Origin of the sequence: Oceanobacter sp. 3_MG-2023, from assembly GCF_030688925.1 — a bacterium.
GTDB lineage: Bacteria > Pseudomonadota > Gammaproteobacteria > Pseudomonadales > Oceanobacteraceae > Oceanobacter.
Genome location: NZ_JAUYVX010000015.1, coordinates 55,666 through 72,543 on the forward strand (window position 1 = coordinate 55,666; position 16,878 = coordinate 72,543).

Annotated in this window: 19 protein-coding genes; 3 read left to right on the forward strand and 16 right to left on the reverse strand. The window is 53.7% G+C overall.

Annotated elements, in window-relative coordinates; all coding sequences use genetic code 11:
• Positions 1–4: 4 nt before the first annotated feature.
• The 10 genes from Q8W32_RS13855 to rpoE form a co-directional block, all read right to left on the reverse strand.
• A complete protein-coding gene (locus Q8W32_RS13855; RefSeq protein WP_305415402.1) occupies positions 5–733 on the reverse strand; it encodes a DNA repair protein RecO in 729 nt (242 codons plus the stop codon).
• Positions 733–1,629 carry a GTPase Era gene (era, locus tag Q8W32_RS13860; protein ID WP_303433400.1) on the reverse strand — a complete coding sequence of 299 codons (897 nt, stop codon included), beginning with the start codon at positions 1,627–1,629 and terminating at the stop codon, positions 733–735. The genes Q8W32_RS13855 and era overlap by 1 nt, the downstream gene beginning before the upstream one ends.
• Positions 1,626–2,312: a ribonuclease III gene (gene rnc, locus Q8W32_RS13865; RefSeq protein ID WP_303433403.1), complete on the reverse strand. Its 687-nt coding sequence runs from the start codon at positions 2,310–2,312 to the stop codon at positions 1,626–1,628. Before rnc ends, era begins: the two co-directional genes overlap by 4 nt.
• Positions 2,313–2,672, reverse strand: a complete 360-nt coding sequence (locus Q8W32_RS13870) for a DUF4845 domain-containing protein (protein ID WP_303433404.1) — start codon at positions 2,670–2,672, stop codon at positions 2,313–2,315. It abuts the gene before it with no gap.
• Positions 2,672–4,471 (reverse strand): translation elongation factor 4, encoded by a 1,800-nt coding sequence (gene lepA / locus Q8W32_RS13875; protein ID WP_303433405.1) that lies wholly within the window; start codon positions 4,469–4,471, stop codon positions 2,672–2,674. Before lepA ends, Q8W32_RS13870 begins: the two co-directional genes overlap by 1 nt.
• A gap of 162 nt (positions 4,472–4,633) precedes the next feature.
• Positions 4,634–6,028, reverse strand: a complete 1,395-nt coding sequence (locus Q8W32_RS13880; RefSeq protein WP_305415403.1) for a DegQ family serine endoprotease — start codon at positions 6,026–6,028, stop codon at positions 4,634–4,636.
• A gap of 96 nt (positions 6,029–6,124) precedes the next feature.
• Complete coding sequence (locus Q8W32_RS13885) at positions 6,125–6,547, reverse strand: SoxR reducing system RseC family protein (RefSeq protein WP_303433408.1); 423 nt, start codon at positions 6,545–6,547, stop codon at positions 6,125–6,127.
• Positions 6,548–6,553: 6 nt separating this feature from the next.
• A complete protein-coding gene (locus Q8W32_RS13890) occupies positions 6,554–7,573 on the reverse strand; it encodes a MucB/RseB C-terminal domain-containing protein (protein ID WP_305415404.1) in 1,020 nt (339 codons plus the stop codon).
• Positions 7,570–8,298 (reverse strand): sigma-E factor negative regulatory protein, encoded by a 729-nt coding sequence (locus Q8W32_RS13895; RefSeq protein WP_305415405.1) that lies wholly within the window; start codon positions 8,296–8,298, stop codon positions 7,570–7,572. The genes Q8W32_RS13890 and Q8W32_RS13895 overlap by 4 nt, the downstream gene beginning before the upstream one ends.
• A 20-nt stretch (positions 8,299–8,318) precedes the next feature.
• On the reverse strand, positions 8,319–8,906 hold the full coding sequence (gene rpoE / locus Q8W32_RS13900) for an RNA polymerase sigma factor RpoE (protein WP_303433412.1): 588 nt from the start codon (positions 8,904–8,906) through the stop codon (positions 8,319–8,321).
• 191 nt (positions 8,907–9,097) lie between these two features.
• Between rpoE and nadB the strand changes: the two genes are divergently transcribed.
• Positions 9,098–10,723, forward strand: coding sequence for an L-aspartate oxidase (gene nadB, locus Q8W32_RS13905; RefSeq protein ID WP_303433413.1), 1,626 nt, complete (start codon positions 9,098–9,100; stop codon positions 10,721–10,723).
• A gap of 27 nt (positions 10,724–10,750) precedes the next feature.
• On the opposite strand, the gene Q8W32_RS13910 is transcribed toward nadB, so the two are convergent.
• Complete coding sequence (locus Q8W32_RS13910; protein WP_305415406.1) at positions 10,751–11,179, reverse strand: hypothetical protein; 429 nt, start codon at positions 11,177–11,179, stop codon at positions 10,751–10,753.
• Positions 11,163–11,417, reverse strand: coding sequence for a succinate dehydrogenase assembly factor 2 (locus Q8W32_RS13915; protein WP_303433417.1), 255 nt, complete (start codon positions 11,415–11,417; stop codon positions 11,163–11,165). Before Q8W32_RS13915 ends, Q8W32_RS13910 begins: the two co-directional genes overlap by 17 nt.
• Before the next feature lie 177 nt (positions 11,418–11,594).
• Between Q8W32_RS13915 and Q8W32_RS13920 the strand changes: the two genes are divergently transcribed.
• The gene (locus Q8W32_RS13920; protein ID WP_305415408.1) at positions 11,595–12,464 is read left to right on the forward strand and encodes a folate-binding protein YgfZ; all 870 of its coding nucleotides are present in this window, start codon (positions 11,595–11,597) and stop codon (positions 12,462–12,464) included.
• Positions 12,465–12,499: 35 nt separating this feature from the next.
• Here Q8W32_RS13920 and Q8W32_RS13925 read toward each other — a convergent pair whose 3' ends face one another.
• Positions 12,500–13,621, reverse strand: a complete 1,122-nt coding sequence (locus Q8W32_RS13925; protein ID WP_305415409.1) for an enoyl-CoA hydratase/isomerase family protein — start codon at positions 13,619–13,621, stop codon at positions 12,500–12,502.
• A 100-nt stretch (positions 13,622–13,721) separates the two neighbouring features.
• Between Q8W32_RS13925 and Q8W32_RS13930 the strand changes: the two genes are divergently transcribed.
• Complete coding sequence (locus Q8W32_RS13930) at positions 13,722–14,378, forward strand: hypothetical protein (RefSeq protein ID WP_303433422.1); 657 nt, start codon at positions 13,722–13,724, stop codon at positions 14,376–14,378.
• A 149-nt stretch (positions 14,379–14,527) separates the two neighbouring features.
• Here Q8W32_RS13930 and Q8W32_RS13935 read toward each other — a convergent pair whose 3' ends face one another.
• The 3 genes from Q8W32_RS13935 to Q8W32_RS13945 are packed head-to-tail and all read right to left on the reverse strand — an operon-like array spanning position 14,528 to position 16,874.
• On the reverse strand, positions 14,528–15,823 hold the full coding sequence (locus Q8W32_RS13935; protein WP_303433424.1) for a tetratricopeptide repeat protein: 1,296 nt from the start codon (positions 15,821–15,823) through the stop codon (positions 14,528–14,530).
• A gap of 11 nt (positions 15,824–15,834) precedes the next feature.
• Positions 15,835–16,461 (reverse strand): energy transducer TonB, encoded by a 627-nt coding sequence (locus Q8W32_RS13940; RefSeq protein WP_303433425.1) that lies wholly within the window; start codon positions 16,459–16,461, stop codon positions 15,835–15,837.
• A gap of 2 nt (positions 16,462–16,463) precedes the next feature.
• Positions 16,464–16,874, reverse strand: a complete 411-nt coding sequence (locus Q8W32_RS13945) for a biopolymer transporter ExbD (RefSeq protein WP_303433427.1) — start codon at positions 16,872–16,874, stop codon at positions 16,464–16,466.
• Positions 16,875–16,878 lie beyond the last annotated feature (4 nt).

Genomic DNA, 16,878 nt, shown 5'->3' on the forward strand with positions numbered 1-16,878 from the left:
CAGCTCAATGACAATCAGAGGGTAAATCACCGGCGGGGAATTTAACAGCAGCGAGGCGTCCTGCATCCGGTGCCTGTACCTGTGCAGTATGACCAGGCAGGTCAAACAAGCGACGACTGTTTAGCGGCCGTGACAAGCATTCCGATAACGCCTGCCGCAATACCCACTTGGCCAGCCGCAGTTCGGTTATGCCTAACTGGCCCTGATGAATCGCCAGTAATATCGAGCCGGGGAAACCAGCAGGATCTCGGGTTACTGCAAACCCGGCCTGCGCTTCAAAAGCATAATAAGCCGATGCCTGGATTGCAGCGCCAGTCTGATCCCGATGCCAATGAAAACCCAGCCCCAAATCCGACAGCAGCTGATACTCAAACATACGCAACCAGGGTTCCGCTGCCTGCCCGTCGGCCAGCGCCCTCAAGATATGGGTATAACGCTGATACAAGCCAGGAAACGATTCACCCTGAGGTAACAGACGTAACAACAGCTCGTTCAGGTAAGCGGTACAAAACAGCGCCTCTCCTGTCAGGAAAAACGTCTGCTGAGGGTCAGCCAGCACCAATCGGGGCCAATCCTGTTCGGCTTGCCAGACCCCCTGATAAACCTGGTGCAGGTGTAATGTTTTGCGCCGGGGAGCCAGCAACAGCTGAAAACCGGCTTGCTCACACAGGGCAGACAGCAGCCAGCCGGATTCTCCGGCCGGTTGCCGGTGTAACACCACCAGTGCTTGCATCAGACGCGGTCGTCGTAACCCAAACTACGCAAGGCACGCTCATCATCAGACCAGTTGGCTTTGACCTTGACCCACAGGTTCAGCATCACCTTGCAGTCGAACAGAATCTCCATATCCTTACGGGCATCCTGGCCAATTTGTTTGATACGAGAGCCAGCATCACCGATCACAATACGCTTTTGCGATGAGCGTTCGACCAGAATCAGGGCGCTGATTTCTGCCAGCCGACCGTCGTGGGTAAACTCTTCGATTTCAACCGTCATGGCGTAAGGAAGCTCATCTCCCAGCTGACGCATGATTTTTTCGCGCACCAGTTCTGCCGCCAGAAAGCGGGAGCTGCGATCAGTAATCTGGTCTTCCGGATAAAAATACCCGGCTTCTGGCAAATAACTGTTGATCAAGGATTCCAGCCGATCGACGTTACGGCCGGTTTTGGCGCTCAGCGGAACGATCTGGGCGAAGGCATACCGCTCGGACAGGGTTTGCAGATACGGCAGCAATTCTTCGTCTTTATCCTTGATAAAGTCGACCTTGTTGACCACCAGCACCACCGGCGCCCGCTGTTGGCTGACGGCTTGTAATACCAGGTCGTCTTCTTCCGTCCAGCGCGTCCGGTCGACGACCATAACAACCAGATCAACATCTTTTACTGCCGTTGTGGCCGCCTTGTTCATATAGCGGTTGATGGCTTTTTCCTGATGCAGGTGTATGCCTGGTGTATCGACATATACCACCTGCACATCCTCTTCTGTCTTGATACCCAGAATCTGGTGGCGAGTGGTTTGTGGCTTGCGGGAGGTAATGGACAGTTTCTGCCCAAGAATACGATTGAGCAGTGTCGACTTGCCCACATTGGGGCGACCGACGATGGCAACAAACCCGGTGCGTTGTGTCATTTTTCTTCCTCTCGGATACCGAGCTCGGTCAGTACTTGCATCGCCGCAGCCTGTTCTGCAGCCCGACGACTGGCACCTTCGGCGACCTGGGGTTCGGCATCCTGAATCTGGACTTCGACCTTGAATATCTGCTCGTTGGTTGGCCCCGTCAACGCCAATACATTGTATTTGGGCAGAGGCAAGTGTTTGCTCTGCTGATACTCCTGCAAGCGGGTTTTGGGGTCCTTGATCGGGTCTTCCAGAGACAGTTCATCCAGCCGGGTCTGATACCAGCTCAGAATACAGCGACGCGCAGCATCCAGGCCAGCGTCCAGATAGATGGCACCAATCAGAGCCTCTACCGTATCCGCCAAAATGGACTCGCGCCGATGTCCACCACTTTTCAGTTCACCAGACCCCAGAATCAGGAAATCTCCCAGGTCGAATTCACGAGCCAGGTCGGCCAGGGTTTTACCCTTGACCATGCGGGCACGCAAGCGACTGAGTTTGCCTTCACGAGCCTGATCAAAACGCTGGTAAAGATCTTCAGCAACAACAAAATTAAGAATGGAGTCACCCAGAAATTCAAGGCGCTCGTTGTTGGTACCACCTTTACTGCGGTGGGTAAGCGCCAAAGTCACCAGTTGTTCATTTTTAAAGGTGTAGCCCAGGCGCTGGGAAAGTTTTAACAGAGGGTCATTCACTTATTGAAATTCTTCATGATGAGTAAATTGGCCAATAACATACAGGTTGCCCATGAAATGTTCTTTGACTTCGTAAGTCCAGTCGATGGTCACTGCGCCTTTGGTGCGCATCACTACCATGTCATCGATAGTAATATTCAGGTTGTTGGAGCTGATACGCGCTGCCATGACCTTGTGTACTTCTTTGACCGACGTGGTCGCCGTGATGGTTTTTGAACTATGCAAGGTATCCAGCACCTGCTGCAACATGCGGTCATCCCAATACATGGGCATAACGGCGATGGCCGCTTTGGCCAGCACACCAACCATCACCAAGACCATAATGACAGAGTAAAACGACATGCCTGCTTGCTTTTTCATTAGTCATCCACCTTGAGAACAGCCAGAAATGCTGACTGGGGAATTTCAACACTGCCTATTTGTTTCATACGCTTTTTGCCGTCTTTTTGCTTCTGCAACAGCTTTTTCTTGCGACTGACGTCACCGCCATAACACTTGGCTGTCACGTTTTTACGCAGCGCCTTGATGGTGGTGCGGGCAACTACCTGATTCCCCATCGCCGCCTGAATCGCGACATCAAACATCTGCCGGGGAATCAGTTCTTTCATTTTTTCGGTCAAGGCCGCGCCCCGACGGCGGACATTATCACGGTGCATAATCACTGCCAGCGCATCCACCCGCTCTCCATTAACCAGCACATCCAGTCGCACCAATGGCGCCGCTTCAAAACGACTGAAGTTATAATCCAGCGAAGCAAAGCCACGACTGGCCGACTTCAGGCGGTCAAAGAAGTCCATCACCACTTCACCCATTGGCAATTCGTACTTCAATGCTACCTGGCTGCCGGTGTATTGCATATCCAGCTGCACGCCACGCTTGTCGATACACAGCGAGATCACATTACCCAGATATTCTTGTGGTACCAGAATATTGGCTTCAGCAATCGGCTCACGCATTTCCGTGATAGAGCCAATATCTGGCAGCTTGGACGGGTTATCCACTTCCAGAATATCGCCCTTCTGGGTAACCACCTGATAAATCACCGTTGGCGCAGTGGTAATCAGATCCATGTCGTATTCGCGTTCGAGCCGCTCCTGGATAATCTCCATATGCAGCATGCCCAGGAATCCACAGCGGAAACCAAACCCAAGCGCATCAGAATTTTCTGGCTCGTGAAACAGCGAAGCATCGTTCAGGGAGAGTTTTTCCAACGCATCGCGGAAGCTTTCAAAGTCATCCGAGCTCACCGGGAATAAACCGGCATACACCTGTGGTTTGACCTTCTGGAATCCTGGTAACGCTGCCGTATCCGGGAACTTGGCTCCAACGATGGTATCCCCCACCGGCGCCCCATGAATGTCCTTGATACCGGCAACCATATAACCCACTTCACCGGTACGCAGCTCTTTCTTTTCGTGGCGCTTGGGTGTGAAGATGCCCACCCCATCAACCAGATGATCCTTGCCGGTACTCTTGAGGCGAATCTTGTCGCCTTTACGCATAACCCCGTTCTTTACCCGTACCAGAGACACAACGCCAAGGTAGGAATCAAACCAGGAGTCAATGATCAGAGCTTGCAGCGGGCCATCAATATTGCCTTCCGGAGGCGGAATATGGGCCACCAGATCTTCCAGTACATCTTCGACGTTCAGGCCGCTTTTGGCACTGCAACGTACCGCTTCAGTAGCATCCAGCCCAATAATATCTTCTATTTCCTGGGCAACCTTGTCCGGGTCGGCCTGCGGCAAATCCATCTTGTTCAGAACCGGCCGCACTTCCAGGCCTTGCTCAATGGCGGTGTAACAGTTGGCAACCGACTGGGCTTCAACCCCCTGGGCAGCATCCACCACCAGCAAGGCCCCTTCGCAGGCAAACAATGAACGTGACACTTCGTAGCTGAAATCAACATGTCCCGGCGTATCAATAAAGTTCAGCTGATAGGTCTCGCCATTTTTGGCAACATAATCCAGCGTCACGCTTTGCGCCTTGATGGTAATACCACGCTCACGCTCAATATCCATGGAATCGAGCACTTGCTGCTGCATTTCACGGTTGGTCAACCCGCCACAGATCTGAATAATCCGATCCGACAGCGTGGATTTGCCATGGTCGATGTGGGCGATAATGGAAAAGTTACGAATGTGGTCCAGGTGGCTCACAGAATTACATCCAGGCAGCAAAAGAAATGGGGCGGGATTTTACTTGAAAGCGTCATACATGGCTAATAAAGAGTCAACCCGGATCGCCAACCAGGTTGCAGATACAACAACGGCAACCTGACGTTGCCGTTGTTGTATCGCTATCTGCACCCGGTTGCGAGGTTATTTCGGAACTCGCAGTGGAATAAACAGTGCCGAACCGCGGCGTACAATACGCATAGGCACACTACGATCCCCTGGCAATTCACTCACAACCCGTTTGAAATCATCCAGATTATTAATGCTTTCGCCATAAATCATGGTAATTACATCTCCCGGCATCAAACCAGAAACCGCAGCTGGGCCATCCTTGATCGCCTTGACCAGCACGCCATCAAAGCCCAGTTTCTGACGCTGGCTGTCGTTCAAGTCGGCAACCAGCGCCCCGATTGCATCGCTACTGAACTCTCCCGGCGTCGTGTTGGATGCCAGTGTCTGTGTTTTATCATTCGACAGCGTCCCTACTTCCACATTCAGGCGCTTGCGTTTGCCATTACGAACCAGATCAATACGGACCTCAGTACCGGGACGAACCCGCCCGACCTGATGCGGCAAATCTGATGACAGGTAAATGGTTTCGCCATTAAAACGGGTAATAATATCGCCATTTTTCAATCCGGCTTGCTCTGCAGGACTGTCTGGTACCACCTGGGCAACCAGTGCACCCGCGGCTTTCTCCAGGCCAAACGATTCTGCCAGATCCTTGCTGACTTCCTGTATCACGACACCCAGCCAGCCACGACTTACGGCGCCACTTTCTTTTAGCTGATCCGCCACATCCATGGCGACGTTAATCGGAATGGCGAACGACACCCCCATAAACCCACCGGAACGCGTGTAAATCTGAGAGTTAATACCCACTACCTTGCCATCCAGGTTAAACAATGGCCCACCGGAGTTACCCGGATTGATCGCCACGTCGGTCTGGATAAACGGCACGTAGTTTTCGTTTGGCAAACTGCGTCCTTTGGCGCTGACAATCCCCGCGGTTACGGAATAGTCAAAACCGAACGGCGAGCCAATAGCCACCACCCATTCCCCCACATCCAGAGCGTCGGAGTCTCCCATCCTGACGATAGGCAGATCATCGGCTTCAACCTTGAGCAAAGCCAGATCGGAACTCTTGTCGGCCCCGATCAGTTTGGCTTCCAGTTCGCGCCGGTCGTTGAGCCGCACGATAATTTCGTCGGCATCCTGAATCACATGGTTATTCGTCAGAATATACCCATCGTGCGACACGATAAAACCGGAGCCCAAAGATGTTTTTTCCTGCTCTCCACGAGGGGAAGGCGACGGCACGCCAAAAAAGTGCCGGAATATTTCCGGAACATCTTCCGGCAGGCCATAACGTTGCTGATACGAACTGCTGGATCCGCTACTGACATGCTGTATCGTACTGATATTCACCACTGCCGGTGACGCTTCTTTCACCAGATCACGAAAATCCGGCAGACTGGCGTGCACTGCAGATGCCAGCAATAACACAACGGGAAACAGTAATTTGAATATCCTGGTCATAGATAACCCTTTTTAACGGCAATACGAGATCATGATTAACACCAAGGGAATGGTGAACCAACGTAACAAGCAGAGATTATAGAGTCGATTTTGTGGCTAGAATTCCGAACACACAGAAACAATTGCCGGCAGCCATTGCTGGCGTTTCAGATTGGCAATATAACGCGCCAGTAACAAGCCTCCTGCCAGCCCCAGAACGCCGACCACCAAGGCAGCGACATCACCGCCAGAAGTCTGGCCAGCCGCAGCTCCCAGAATCAATCCCACCAGTGGCACGCCATACAGCGTCGCTGCACTGGCAGCCAGACTGCCAGACGGCAGATCCAGCACCACTTGCTGACCGGGTTCCAACACGTATTCTGTGGCAACCCACAGTCGTATTGGCTTGCCCATACTGCTAAGTGTCGCCTGACCACAGCCCGCCCGTGAATTACAACTGCCACAAGCGCTCTGTTGCAGACCTTCAACCCAGACGCCGCCGTTTGCGACTTCTTTTACTTCAACCATTTCACGTGGCATGGATGGTTACCTCTCTGAAATCGGATGATTACCCGCATAACGTACCGACAAAGCAATACGCTTGGCCGTTGCCATCGGCAACTCGCCAACAACTGTAATCCTCATTCTGCGTTCGCCAGCACGCTGATGCCGTACCACCGCCGCCGTTGCGCCCCAGCGCCGGCTCATATCCGGCATGGAGTCCTGCTCAACCTGGTCAACAAACAAGGTAAAGGCTGACAAACCGTCACTGTACAATAACGCTGCACCCGCTGTCGCATCGGACTCCGTTGACCGGGTAAAACCAGGGGGTACCCAGTCCGGATACCAATCTTGCTGATGCTGGATTAACGCCGTCGCCGCTGAAGCCCCAAAATGAGAGACATACTGATGACTGTCTGGCGGTGCATCAAACTCGGTGGATGGAATGCTCTGGCCAATACGGATCTCGGCGAACTGATAACGCTCGATCACCTGGCGCGACTGGTCAACCAGATCCGATCGTAACAACAAACCGGTTTCTTTATCCAGCCAGAGGTTCTGGCCAAAACGGAAAGTATCATTCGGCACTACCTGGATTTGCAAGGCATCCCGGCCAGCAATTCTTTCGGATCGGGCTTGTCGAATCTGGTAGTAGGACCCCAGGGCCGGAAGATCCGGGTCAATGCCAGACAACAGATTGGCGGTCTGATCATACATCCGTAATGCCTGATCATCCGGGTGGGTACAACTGACGTCCTGTCCGACCCGGATGATTTCCCGGGGGTGGCCGGTCAGATGAGAGATTTTTTCATATTCAACACCATCGACCATCGCATGACTGATGGCCATGGTGTGCCAGAGCCGGTCATTGCCGAATACCAGTACCCCCTGGTAGTTGACTTCCTTGATGGCGTGAGACATGCGGGCCAGCCACTGTCTCGGACCGGAGGCATGTACTGAGGCTATAGCGTTATCGGTAATCTGGTTATCCGAACCTGCCGGACTGGCATTAACGGGATTAACCAGCGCCAGCCCCAGGGTCAGAACACACCAGGCGGCTCTCACTGCTGGGCATCTCCGCCTTGTTCAAAGCTGGTAACCCGGGCAAATGGCATCAGTCCTCTGCCAGTATTCAGTGCCGCGTGCTCACTGTGCTGCATCACATATTCATGCAATCGGCTTTGGGCAGAGCTTAACTGCTCTTCTGTCAGTGTGTCGGAAAGCTCGCCGGCATCCATGGAAACCAGGCTGATATTGCTGCCGTTCAGACCAAAACCACTTTCAAGCGTCGGGGCTGAGTCTGTGGCAATATCCGATCCCGCCACCATCTTGCTTTCAGCACTCTGTACATTCAGGCTGGGTGTATCCACCGCCGCAACAGAAACCGGTTGCACCGAGCTTGCGCCATCCATCACCCGGACACTCATCAATACCGCCAGAGTTACCGAGGCAGCCACGGCACCAGAAGCAATCCAGCCACTGCGTTTACGCCATGAATGGCTGTGTTCGGTTTCCGCAACGTCGACAGCCGGAACCGGCTCATGAGCAGCGGTTTGTCGGGCCGGTACTTCATCCATCGGCTCACCTGAAATGGCTTGCATGATACCGCGAGACAAGTCGACCGTAGTGGCCGGTTCTTCGCGCATCAGCGCGCCCATCAGCTGATAGCGGCTCCAGCGCTCACGCAGTTCTTCATCCTGTTCAAGCTGGTTCAAAGCCCGACGAACTTCAAGTTCATCGGCTTCTCCGTCAACCAGGGCCGAGATAGATTCATTCATACGATCGTTCATTATTGTTACCTTCCAGACCGTCACGCAGTGGCCATAAGCAATGGCTGCATTTTCTTGTCTATCGCTTCACGAGCCCGGAAAATCCGGGAGCGAACCGTACCAATTGGACAATCCATTGCTTCAGCAATTTCTTCATAGCTGAGTCCGTCCATTTCCCTCAATGTGATGGCCATACGCAGATCATCGGGTAATGCCTCAATGGCGCCAAACACCACGTCGCGCAACTGGTCCCGTTGCAACAACCCATCCGGTGTTTCGATATCACGCATAGGGCTATAATCGCCGAAAAATTCGGCATCATCCGGATCGATGTCATGGGTCGGTGTCTTCCGACCACGGCTGACCAGATGATTTTTGGCAGTGTTTACAGCGATCCGATACATCCAGGTATAGAACGCACTGTCACCGCGAAAATTGGGCAAAGCCTTGTAGGCTTTCACAAACGCTTCCTGGGTAACATCCTGTGCTTCAGCAAAATCGGACACAAAACGTCCAACCAAAGACAGGATACGATGCTGATATTTGAGCACCAGCAAGTCAAAGGCGCGACGATCACCTTTCTGAACCCTTGCGACCAGTTGCCGGTCCGTATTTTGATGATCTGTCATGCCTTGTTCCGACGCCTTCTTGGGCTGTTTTGTCAAAATTGCTGCGCTGGTCACTGTACGGGCCTCCACTGTGGCTGTAAATGGAAGACTGGGCGCCGAGCGAAAAGTTCAGGAATATTTCCCTGACACGTATTCTGTCAGCGCTTTGGCTGGCATTATAAACCCCTATCGTTAACAGAAATCAGATGACCATGAGCGAACAACTGACCTTCGACGTCCTCATCATTGGCAGCGGAGCGGCTGGCCTGACACTGGCGTTATCATTACCTTCTCACCTGCAAGTGGCAGTGATCAGCAAAGACCAACTGGACAGCGGCTCAACACGCTGGGCACAAGGGGGCGTGGCTGGCGTACTCGACGCCACCGACAGTGTCGACGCCCACGTCTCTGATACCCTGATTGCCGGTGCCGGACTCTGTAACGAATCTGCCGTGCGCTTTACGGTAGAAAACTCAGCCTCTGCCATCCAGTGGCTGATCGATAGCGGTGTGCCCTTCACCCTGGACGGTATTGCCGAACAGGGAGGCGATCAGCGTTTCCACCTGACCCGGGAAGGCGGTCACAGCGCCCGCCGTATTATCCACGCCGCCGATGCCACCGGGCTGGCCATCTCCGACACACTGATCGAGCGTGCCAGAGAGCAACCCAACCTGCATCTGTTACACCAGTATATCGCCGTTGACCTGATTACTCGAGACAAGCTCGGACTTGATGGCCAAGCCTGTATCGGGGCTTATTTCCTCGACAAGGACACTCGCAAGGTTGCCGCCATTACCGCCAGGGCCACCGTGCTGGCCACTGGTGGTGCCAGCAAAGTGTATTTGTACACCACCAACCCGGATATTGCCTCGGGGGATGGCATTGCCATGGCATGGCGCGCTGGTTGCCGTATCGCCAACATGGAATTCAACCAGTTTCATCCCACCTGTCTGTACCATCCGGTCGCCACATCCTTCCTGATCAGTGAAGCGGTACGGGGTGAAGGCGGCAAGCTGTTACTGCCCGATGGCAGCCGCTTTATGGATCGTTTTGACGCCCGGGGCGAACTGGCACCCCGGGATATCGTTGCCCGTGCCATCGACCACGAAATGAAACGCCTCGGAGCTAACTGTCTGTATCTGGATATCAGCCACAAGCCGGACGACTTTATTCGCCAGCACTTCCCCACCATTCTGGAACGTTGCCTCGAACTCGGCATCGACATCCTGAATGAACCCATTCCGATTGTACCGGCCTCGCACTATACCTGTGGAGGCGTCGTCACCGACCATTTTGGCCGCACTGATATCGACGGTCTGTATGCCATTGGCGAAACGGCCTGTACCGGATTGCACGGTGCCAACCGTCTGGCCAGCAACTCTTTGCTCGAATGTCTGGTCTACGCCCGTTCAGCGGCTACCCATATTATTGAAAGCCTGAACTCGGTACCGGATATTCCGGATGTACCGGCCTGGGATGCCAGCCTGGTGACTGATTCCGATGAAGACGTCGTGATTGCCCACAACTGGGATGAATTGCGGCGTTTCATGTGGGATTACGTCGGGATTGTTCGTACCACCAAACGCCTGTTACGCGCCAAACACCGCGTGCAACTGTTGCGACAGGAAATCCAGGAGTTTTACAGCAACCACTTGGTTACCGCCGACTTGCTGGAATTACGTAACCTGGTCGATGTCGCCGATATCATCATCCGCTCAGCCCTGTTGCGCCGTGAAAGCCGGGGGCTACATTACAGCCGGGATTATCCAGAGCCACTGCCAAGAGCCTTTGATACCGTCGTCACTGCCAAACATTTACGAGAACTGGGTGAGCTGTAGCGTTACACAAGAACCAACCGTGGCGATTTACAGTTCGCTGTACAGCACCCGTTGCAGCGCCTTGAAGTGCTGCTCCGAGTCAAAATTACAACGGCGCAGTACCAGCCCCTGCCAGGGCCAGACAGAATAACGCAAGATCAGCAGATGGCTGCGCCGGACACTCCCTGCCCGCCAACGTACCATTCGGGTATGGCCACTGCGATGGATCAGTCGCCAATGAGGAATACTGGCGGACTCATCCGTAACGCCGAGCCTCTGCAAGCCAACCACCGGATCCTGTTTGCCATACCAGACAGCGTATATGGCCAATACCAACAGACCCGCGGACAACGCCAGCCACACGCCATACTGATACACCAGCAGCAGCGAGCAGAGTGTCAGCAAGGCCAGCACATCCAGGACGGTTTGCCAGAAGCTGGAATGCAACCGCCACAACAGCTCAGGGGTTGCGTGCATGCTCCAGTACCCGCACCACTATTTTGTGCATTTCCGGATCATCCGGAATCACCCGCTCCAGAAACCAGGCAAACAAATCCGTGTCTTCATGATCAATCAGCGCCTGATAACGCAACTGGTCTTCACGCTCCAGGGTGCGATAGGCTTTTTCAACAAAGGGCACCAGCAATACGTCCAGTTCCAGCATCCCGCGACGGCTGTGCCACCACAGACGTTTAACTTCAGTTTCGTCGATCACATTACTCTCCTGTTCAATGGCGCCAGTATACCAGCGCCACCCCATCCTTGAACCTGCAACGCACACCAAAAACAACACCATCCCCGTCACTTACTCAGGCGACAGCCATACAGAGATTGAATGCGAATCATGCACCCCGAATACAAACCGGAGTACACTGGCTGAAAGGAGGAATTTATGAACACGATCTCGACTACACCAATAGCAACAGACAACCGCTTGTCAGACTTTTCATTACTGGAAGTGACCGGCCCGGATGCGGCCCGACTACTGCAAGGCCAACTGACCTGTGACGTAACCGGGCTGGCCGATGGCCAGTGGACCCTTGGCGCTTGCTGTAACGCCAAAGGCCGTATGGTGACCAACTTTATGCTGGCACATACGGATGACCGCTTTATATTTCGGCTCGCGACGGATGTAACGGAGTTATTCCAGCGCCACCTCAGCAAGTATGCCGTCTTTTACAAGGTGTCACTGACTCCCTTGTCAACGGCCATCTTCGGCTATCAAACATCCGTACCTGCTGCGGTTAGCGAACGCACACTGCAAAAACAGCACGATGCTCTACTGCTGAACTGGCCGGATGGCAGGATTGAATGCTGGGCGGATACCGCCCCTACAACACCGGACAGCACACCATTAGCGCAGGCGGAATGGCAGCAGCAGGATATTCAGGCCGGGCTGGTATGGGTCACTCAAAAAAGTGTTGAACACTGGATTCCGCAGCATATCGCTTGGGACAAGCTGGATGGCGTCAATTTCAAAAAAGGCTGTTACACCGGGCAGGAAGTAGTCGCCCGAGTGCAGTATCTGGGTAAAGCCAAGAAGCAACTGGTCAAAGCGACCTGCGCGGACGAAGCCACTCCGGATTTGCTCAGCCCGGTCAAGACCAGTATCAAAGCGGTTGGCGAAGTGGCCAGCTGGCACGGTACCGGTGGTTTACTGGTTTTGAACGGTGAACCAGAAGAACCTCTAACTCTTGACGATGGAACGCCAATCACGGTTACCCCACTGCCTTTTGCTATCAGTCCAGCAACCGCGGAGTAACACGTCACTCTCGAAGTCAAGGCACCCGTTGCACGCTACAAATTAGCGAACGGGTGCTCATCACGCTTCCAGGGCGATGTCATCAAGGCTTTGACCCACTGATCCGGCACACTGGCAGGAGTCGCATGCTGCCACTGCGGCAGCGCTCCCCGGTCAATCAGTAACGCCCGGATACCTGCCACCAGATCCGGGTGACGACATGCCTGCCAGGCCATAACCAGCTCCAGCCGGGCTGCTTCAACCAGACTCATGTGCCTGCCGAGCGCCAACTGGGCAACCAGCAATCGGGCCGTGGCTGGACAACCTGCATGATGCTGGTTCAACCCACGCTGAACCCAGGCATCCTGATCCGCATCAGCGGCAGGCAGTGCCACAAGTCCTTGCTGGATAACCGGGGCCATCATCTCGGTGATCGTCGCTCCGGTACGTAACCAGTCACTCTCAGGCTTGTCTGCTGCCGCCGGCGTTGACCAGTTACCCAACAAATGCCGCACCAACAGCTGGTTATCCGGTGTGCGTTCCGTCCAGTCCAGGCGACGTAGTTGCCCGATCAAGGGTTCCAGGTCACCATCGGCCATCTGGTAGTCAATCAGGCGTTGCGACAGCGCATCGGTCGAATTGATCGGCATCCCGGTCAGCCCCATCCAATACCCCAACGCCGGTTCAATACGGGATAAATACCAGCTTCCCAGTACATCCGGAAACAAGCCGATACGCACTTCCGGCCAGGCCAGCTGCATTGAGGTAGTGCCAATACGATGATTGGCCGTCAGGAATAATCCCAGCCCGCCGCCCATCACATAACCATGGCCCCAGGCGATCAGTGGTTTGGTAAAACGGTGCAGCTGGATATTGGTTTTGTATTCCAGCTCAAAAAACTGATCCGCTTGTTTGAGCCCTGTTTCATCGCCATCGGCAATACCGTCGTACAACTGACGAATATCGCCACCACTGCAGAAACAGCGCCCTTCTCCCTGAATCACCACGGCAACAATACGCTTGCTCTGTTGCCAGCGGGCCAGGCGACGACCAATGGCCTGAATCATCTCCCGGGTCAAGGCATTCATCGACTTGGCGCGAGTCAGACTCACCAAGCCTATCTTGAAGCCACCCCGGGCAGACAGTGTTTTGAATGTAACGTCGGAGGATGTACTCACACTCGATTCCTTTGGACTGGAGACCGGCCGGATCATTCCAGCTCGGGTAGACCGGTGAGATGGTACACTCCACGGAAATACGAGCCAAAACGAATCTGTTATGACCATTGTCTTATCTGTGCTGATTGTGTTCTTGCTGGCAGGCACTTTGGGGGCGCTCTTGTATCTGACACAAAACGCCGCAGGGAAATCACGCCGTCAACTGGCACCACATCTGGAAGCAGAGTATCAGGGATATGCGGCGCTGGATCGGGAACTCAGGGCAGCAGGCTTTGAGCTGTTCCACCAGAGCCAGATTCGCCATGGCCGCCACCAGCTGCGCGGAGACTGGCAGCAACGAGCCTACAAGATTTTCGATTATCCGATGATTACGGCTCATGGTATCTCCCAGCAAACGCTGCTGCTGATCGAATGCAAACACCAGCATGTGGGGAGATTCCGGGCCAGCCCTTACAACCCCGGCGCCTACTCCCGCGACCAGTTTGTTGACCCAATGCCAGACCGCTGCATCCCGCTGGCCAGCGCCGAATTGCCGCCTACATTACAGCAGTGGAAAATCTCAGCGATCAAGCCTCATGCCATCCGTATCAAACTGAACGGCGATCTCTGTCAGTGGCTGGAGCAGCATGACTCGATCAATATTGAACTGAGCGACGGGTTTTTGTTGATCTATCGCCCCGACAGTATCCTGGAGGCAGAAAGCATCAGCCCGGCGTTAAACAAAGCCAGAGAGCTGGTCTCTATTCTGGAGTCATGACTGGATGCGGACGATGCCGATAAGACGATGCCGATAAGACGATGCCGATAAGACGATGCCGATAAGACGATGCCGATAAGACGATGCCGATAAACAGACACAAAAAAACCGCTACAAGAGCGGTTTTTTTGTGTCTATTGCTGTTGCTATCAGGATGAAGCGGCCATATATGCCCGACGCTGTTCTTCGTCTTCGATATATTTGATCCACTGATCGGCAGTCTTGGTTGCCGCGTCATAACCCCGGGCTTTAACAAACGTGCCTTTGGCCGCCGTTAACTCATCGAGATTAAACAGGATCAATCCCTGCAGAATCAGCGCCGAATGTGGCTGCGTCAAGTCGCCTTGTGCGATAGCCAACTTGACGTTGCTGAGGGCAAGATTCCATTCCTGACGCTCAGTATGAATCTGCGCCAGCTTGAAATAATCACTGCCCTTGTGCGACAGATCCGCTGCCTTGGTCATCACACCAATGGCCTGATCGTATTCTTTCGCCAGCATCCAGGCATCACCCAGTAACGACAAGCTGCGAGCGCTTTCCTTGATCACGCCTTTTTCCATCCCTGAAGTCAGAATACTGGCGGCCTTGTAAGGAATATCCTGACCCAGCAGCGCTTGTGCATAATTCACCAGCTCACTTTCCTTGGTCAACATGCCCTGCTCAAAAGCGGTTTCCAGTGTTGCCAGCTCTTTCTTCGGTTGGTTCAGCTCACTGTAAACGGCCGCAAGTTGCACCCAGTATTGAGATTTCGGATACAAGGTCGCGAGGTCTTGCAGACACCGGGCCAGGTTTTTGAAGTCCTTGTTCTGGTAATACACAGCCCGCTCCAGCATCAACCAGTTTTCACGGGGCATCTTGCCCGTTTCCTTGGTCATGGCGATGGCCTTCTTCACATCCGGCAACGCCTTGCTGTATTGCTCGATCTGGAAATAAATCTGCGCCCGCAGGACAAAGGACTCTGCATTCGCAGACTCGACGATCCCGAACCACTTGTTCAGAGGAACCAGTGCTTTTTTGTAGTCCTCCTGAATCAAGTACAACTTCGACAGGCTGTACAGCGTGGTTTGTTCCAGACTTTCCGGAATGTTGCCAACGGATAAAACCTGTTCATAAGCGGCAGCCGCTGACTTGTATTTTTCCTGATTGAAATACACATACGCATACATGTTATGCGTCATGGCGGTCTCATAGGAGTTACGTCTGCGTTTCTCCAGCGACTGCAGTTCTTTCAACGCATCCTGATATTTCTTGGCATCAGCCAGCTCACGTGCGCCGTCCAGTTTCTTGTAAATAACCGGACGCATGGTCGCGGAGCGACGCACACGTTTTTTGCTGGATTCAGCGCTGGACTGCTCTGCCGCCTGAACACTGACGGCACCCACACTGATAAAAGACAGCGAGCATACCATCAGGCCGGCACTCAACAAGGCAATTGGCTTTTTCATGCTACCTCCGGTTATCTGCCGTTTTTCTCAAGTTCAAAGCGAATAATGTTACGAACACCGGTGACGGCAACCGCTTTTCCATCTTCCACCTTGGGCTTGTATTTGAATTTCTTCACTGCCGCCATCGCCTCACGATCAAAGATATTCGGTGGCGCGGCTTCAATCACGACAGGGTCAATCACGGTACCCAGACTGGTTACCGTAAATTCAACCACCACATAGCCCTCGATACCTTTCTGTGCCGCACGACGTGGATAGTTAGGGGCCACTTTGACGATTGGCAAGAAATCACCATCGCCGGAACCACCAGACAACCCGGCATCAACGCTCAGCTCGGCACCCATATCAAATCCGCCAACATCAAACCCATCGGTTGATGCCTTGGCAATCTGGGGCTTGGGCATATCCGGCTTGGGCGGCTCTTTTGCTGCAGCCGGTGGCTTGCGCGGTTTGCGTTCCTTGGTTTGCACCTCATCATCCGGCTTGCTCATGACAAAGCTTTCGATGCGGCCAAAATCATTCTCGTTAAGTACAGAGCCGCCAGTACTGATCAGGCTCTGCATCATCCAGAAAACGGCAAAGGTCGCAACCGCTGCAACGGCCAGGGCTGCACCAAAGCGTAGCAGGGTCAGGAACATACCTAGCGCTCCTCTGTTGCCAGAGATACGTCATATACCCCGGCGGCCCGAGCAGCATCCATCACTGCGACCAACTGCTTGGTCTTGGCTTCTTCGTCTGCCTGAATCACCACCGTACCCTGTGGGTTTTCAGCGTGCATCCGTTCGATGTTGGCCCGTACCTGGCTTTCATCAACCCGGCGCTTGTTAATCCAGATTTCGCCAAGGTCATTGATGGCAATCAGGATATTCGCCCGTGGTTTGGCGTTGGATGTACTGGCATCCGGACGATTGACTTCGATACCGGATTCTTTCACGAAAGAAGCCGTCACGATGAAAAAGATCAGCATGATAAACACTACGTCCAGCATGGGAGTAATGTCGATCTCGCCCTCTTCAGCCTGTGGGGTCAAATTTGAAAAACCGCGTCTCATAGCA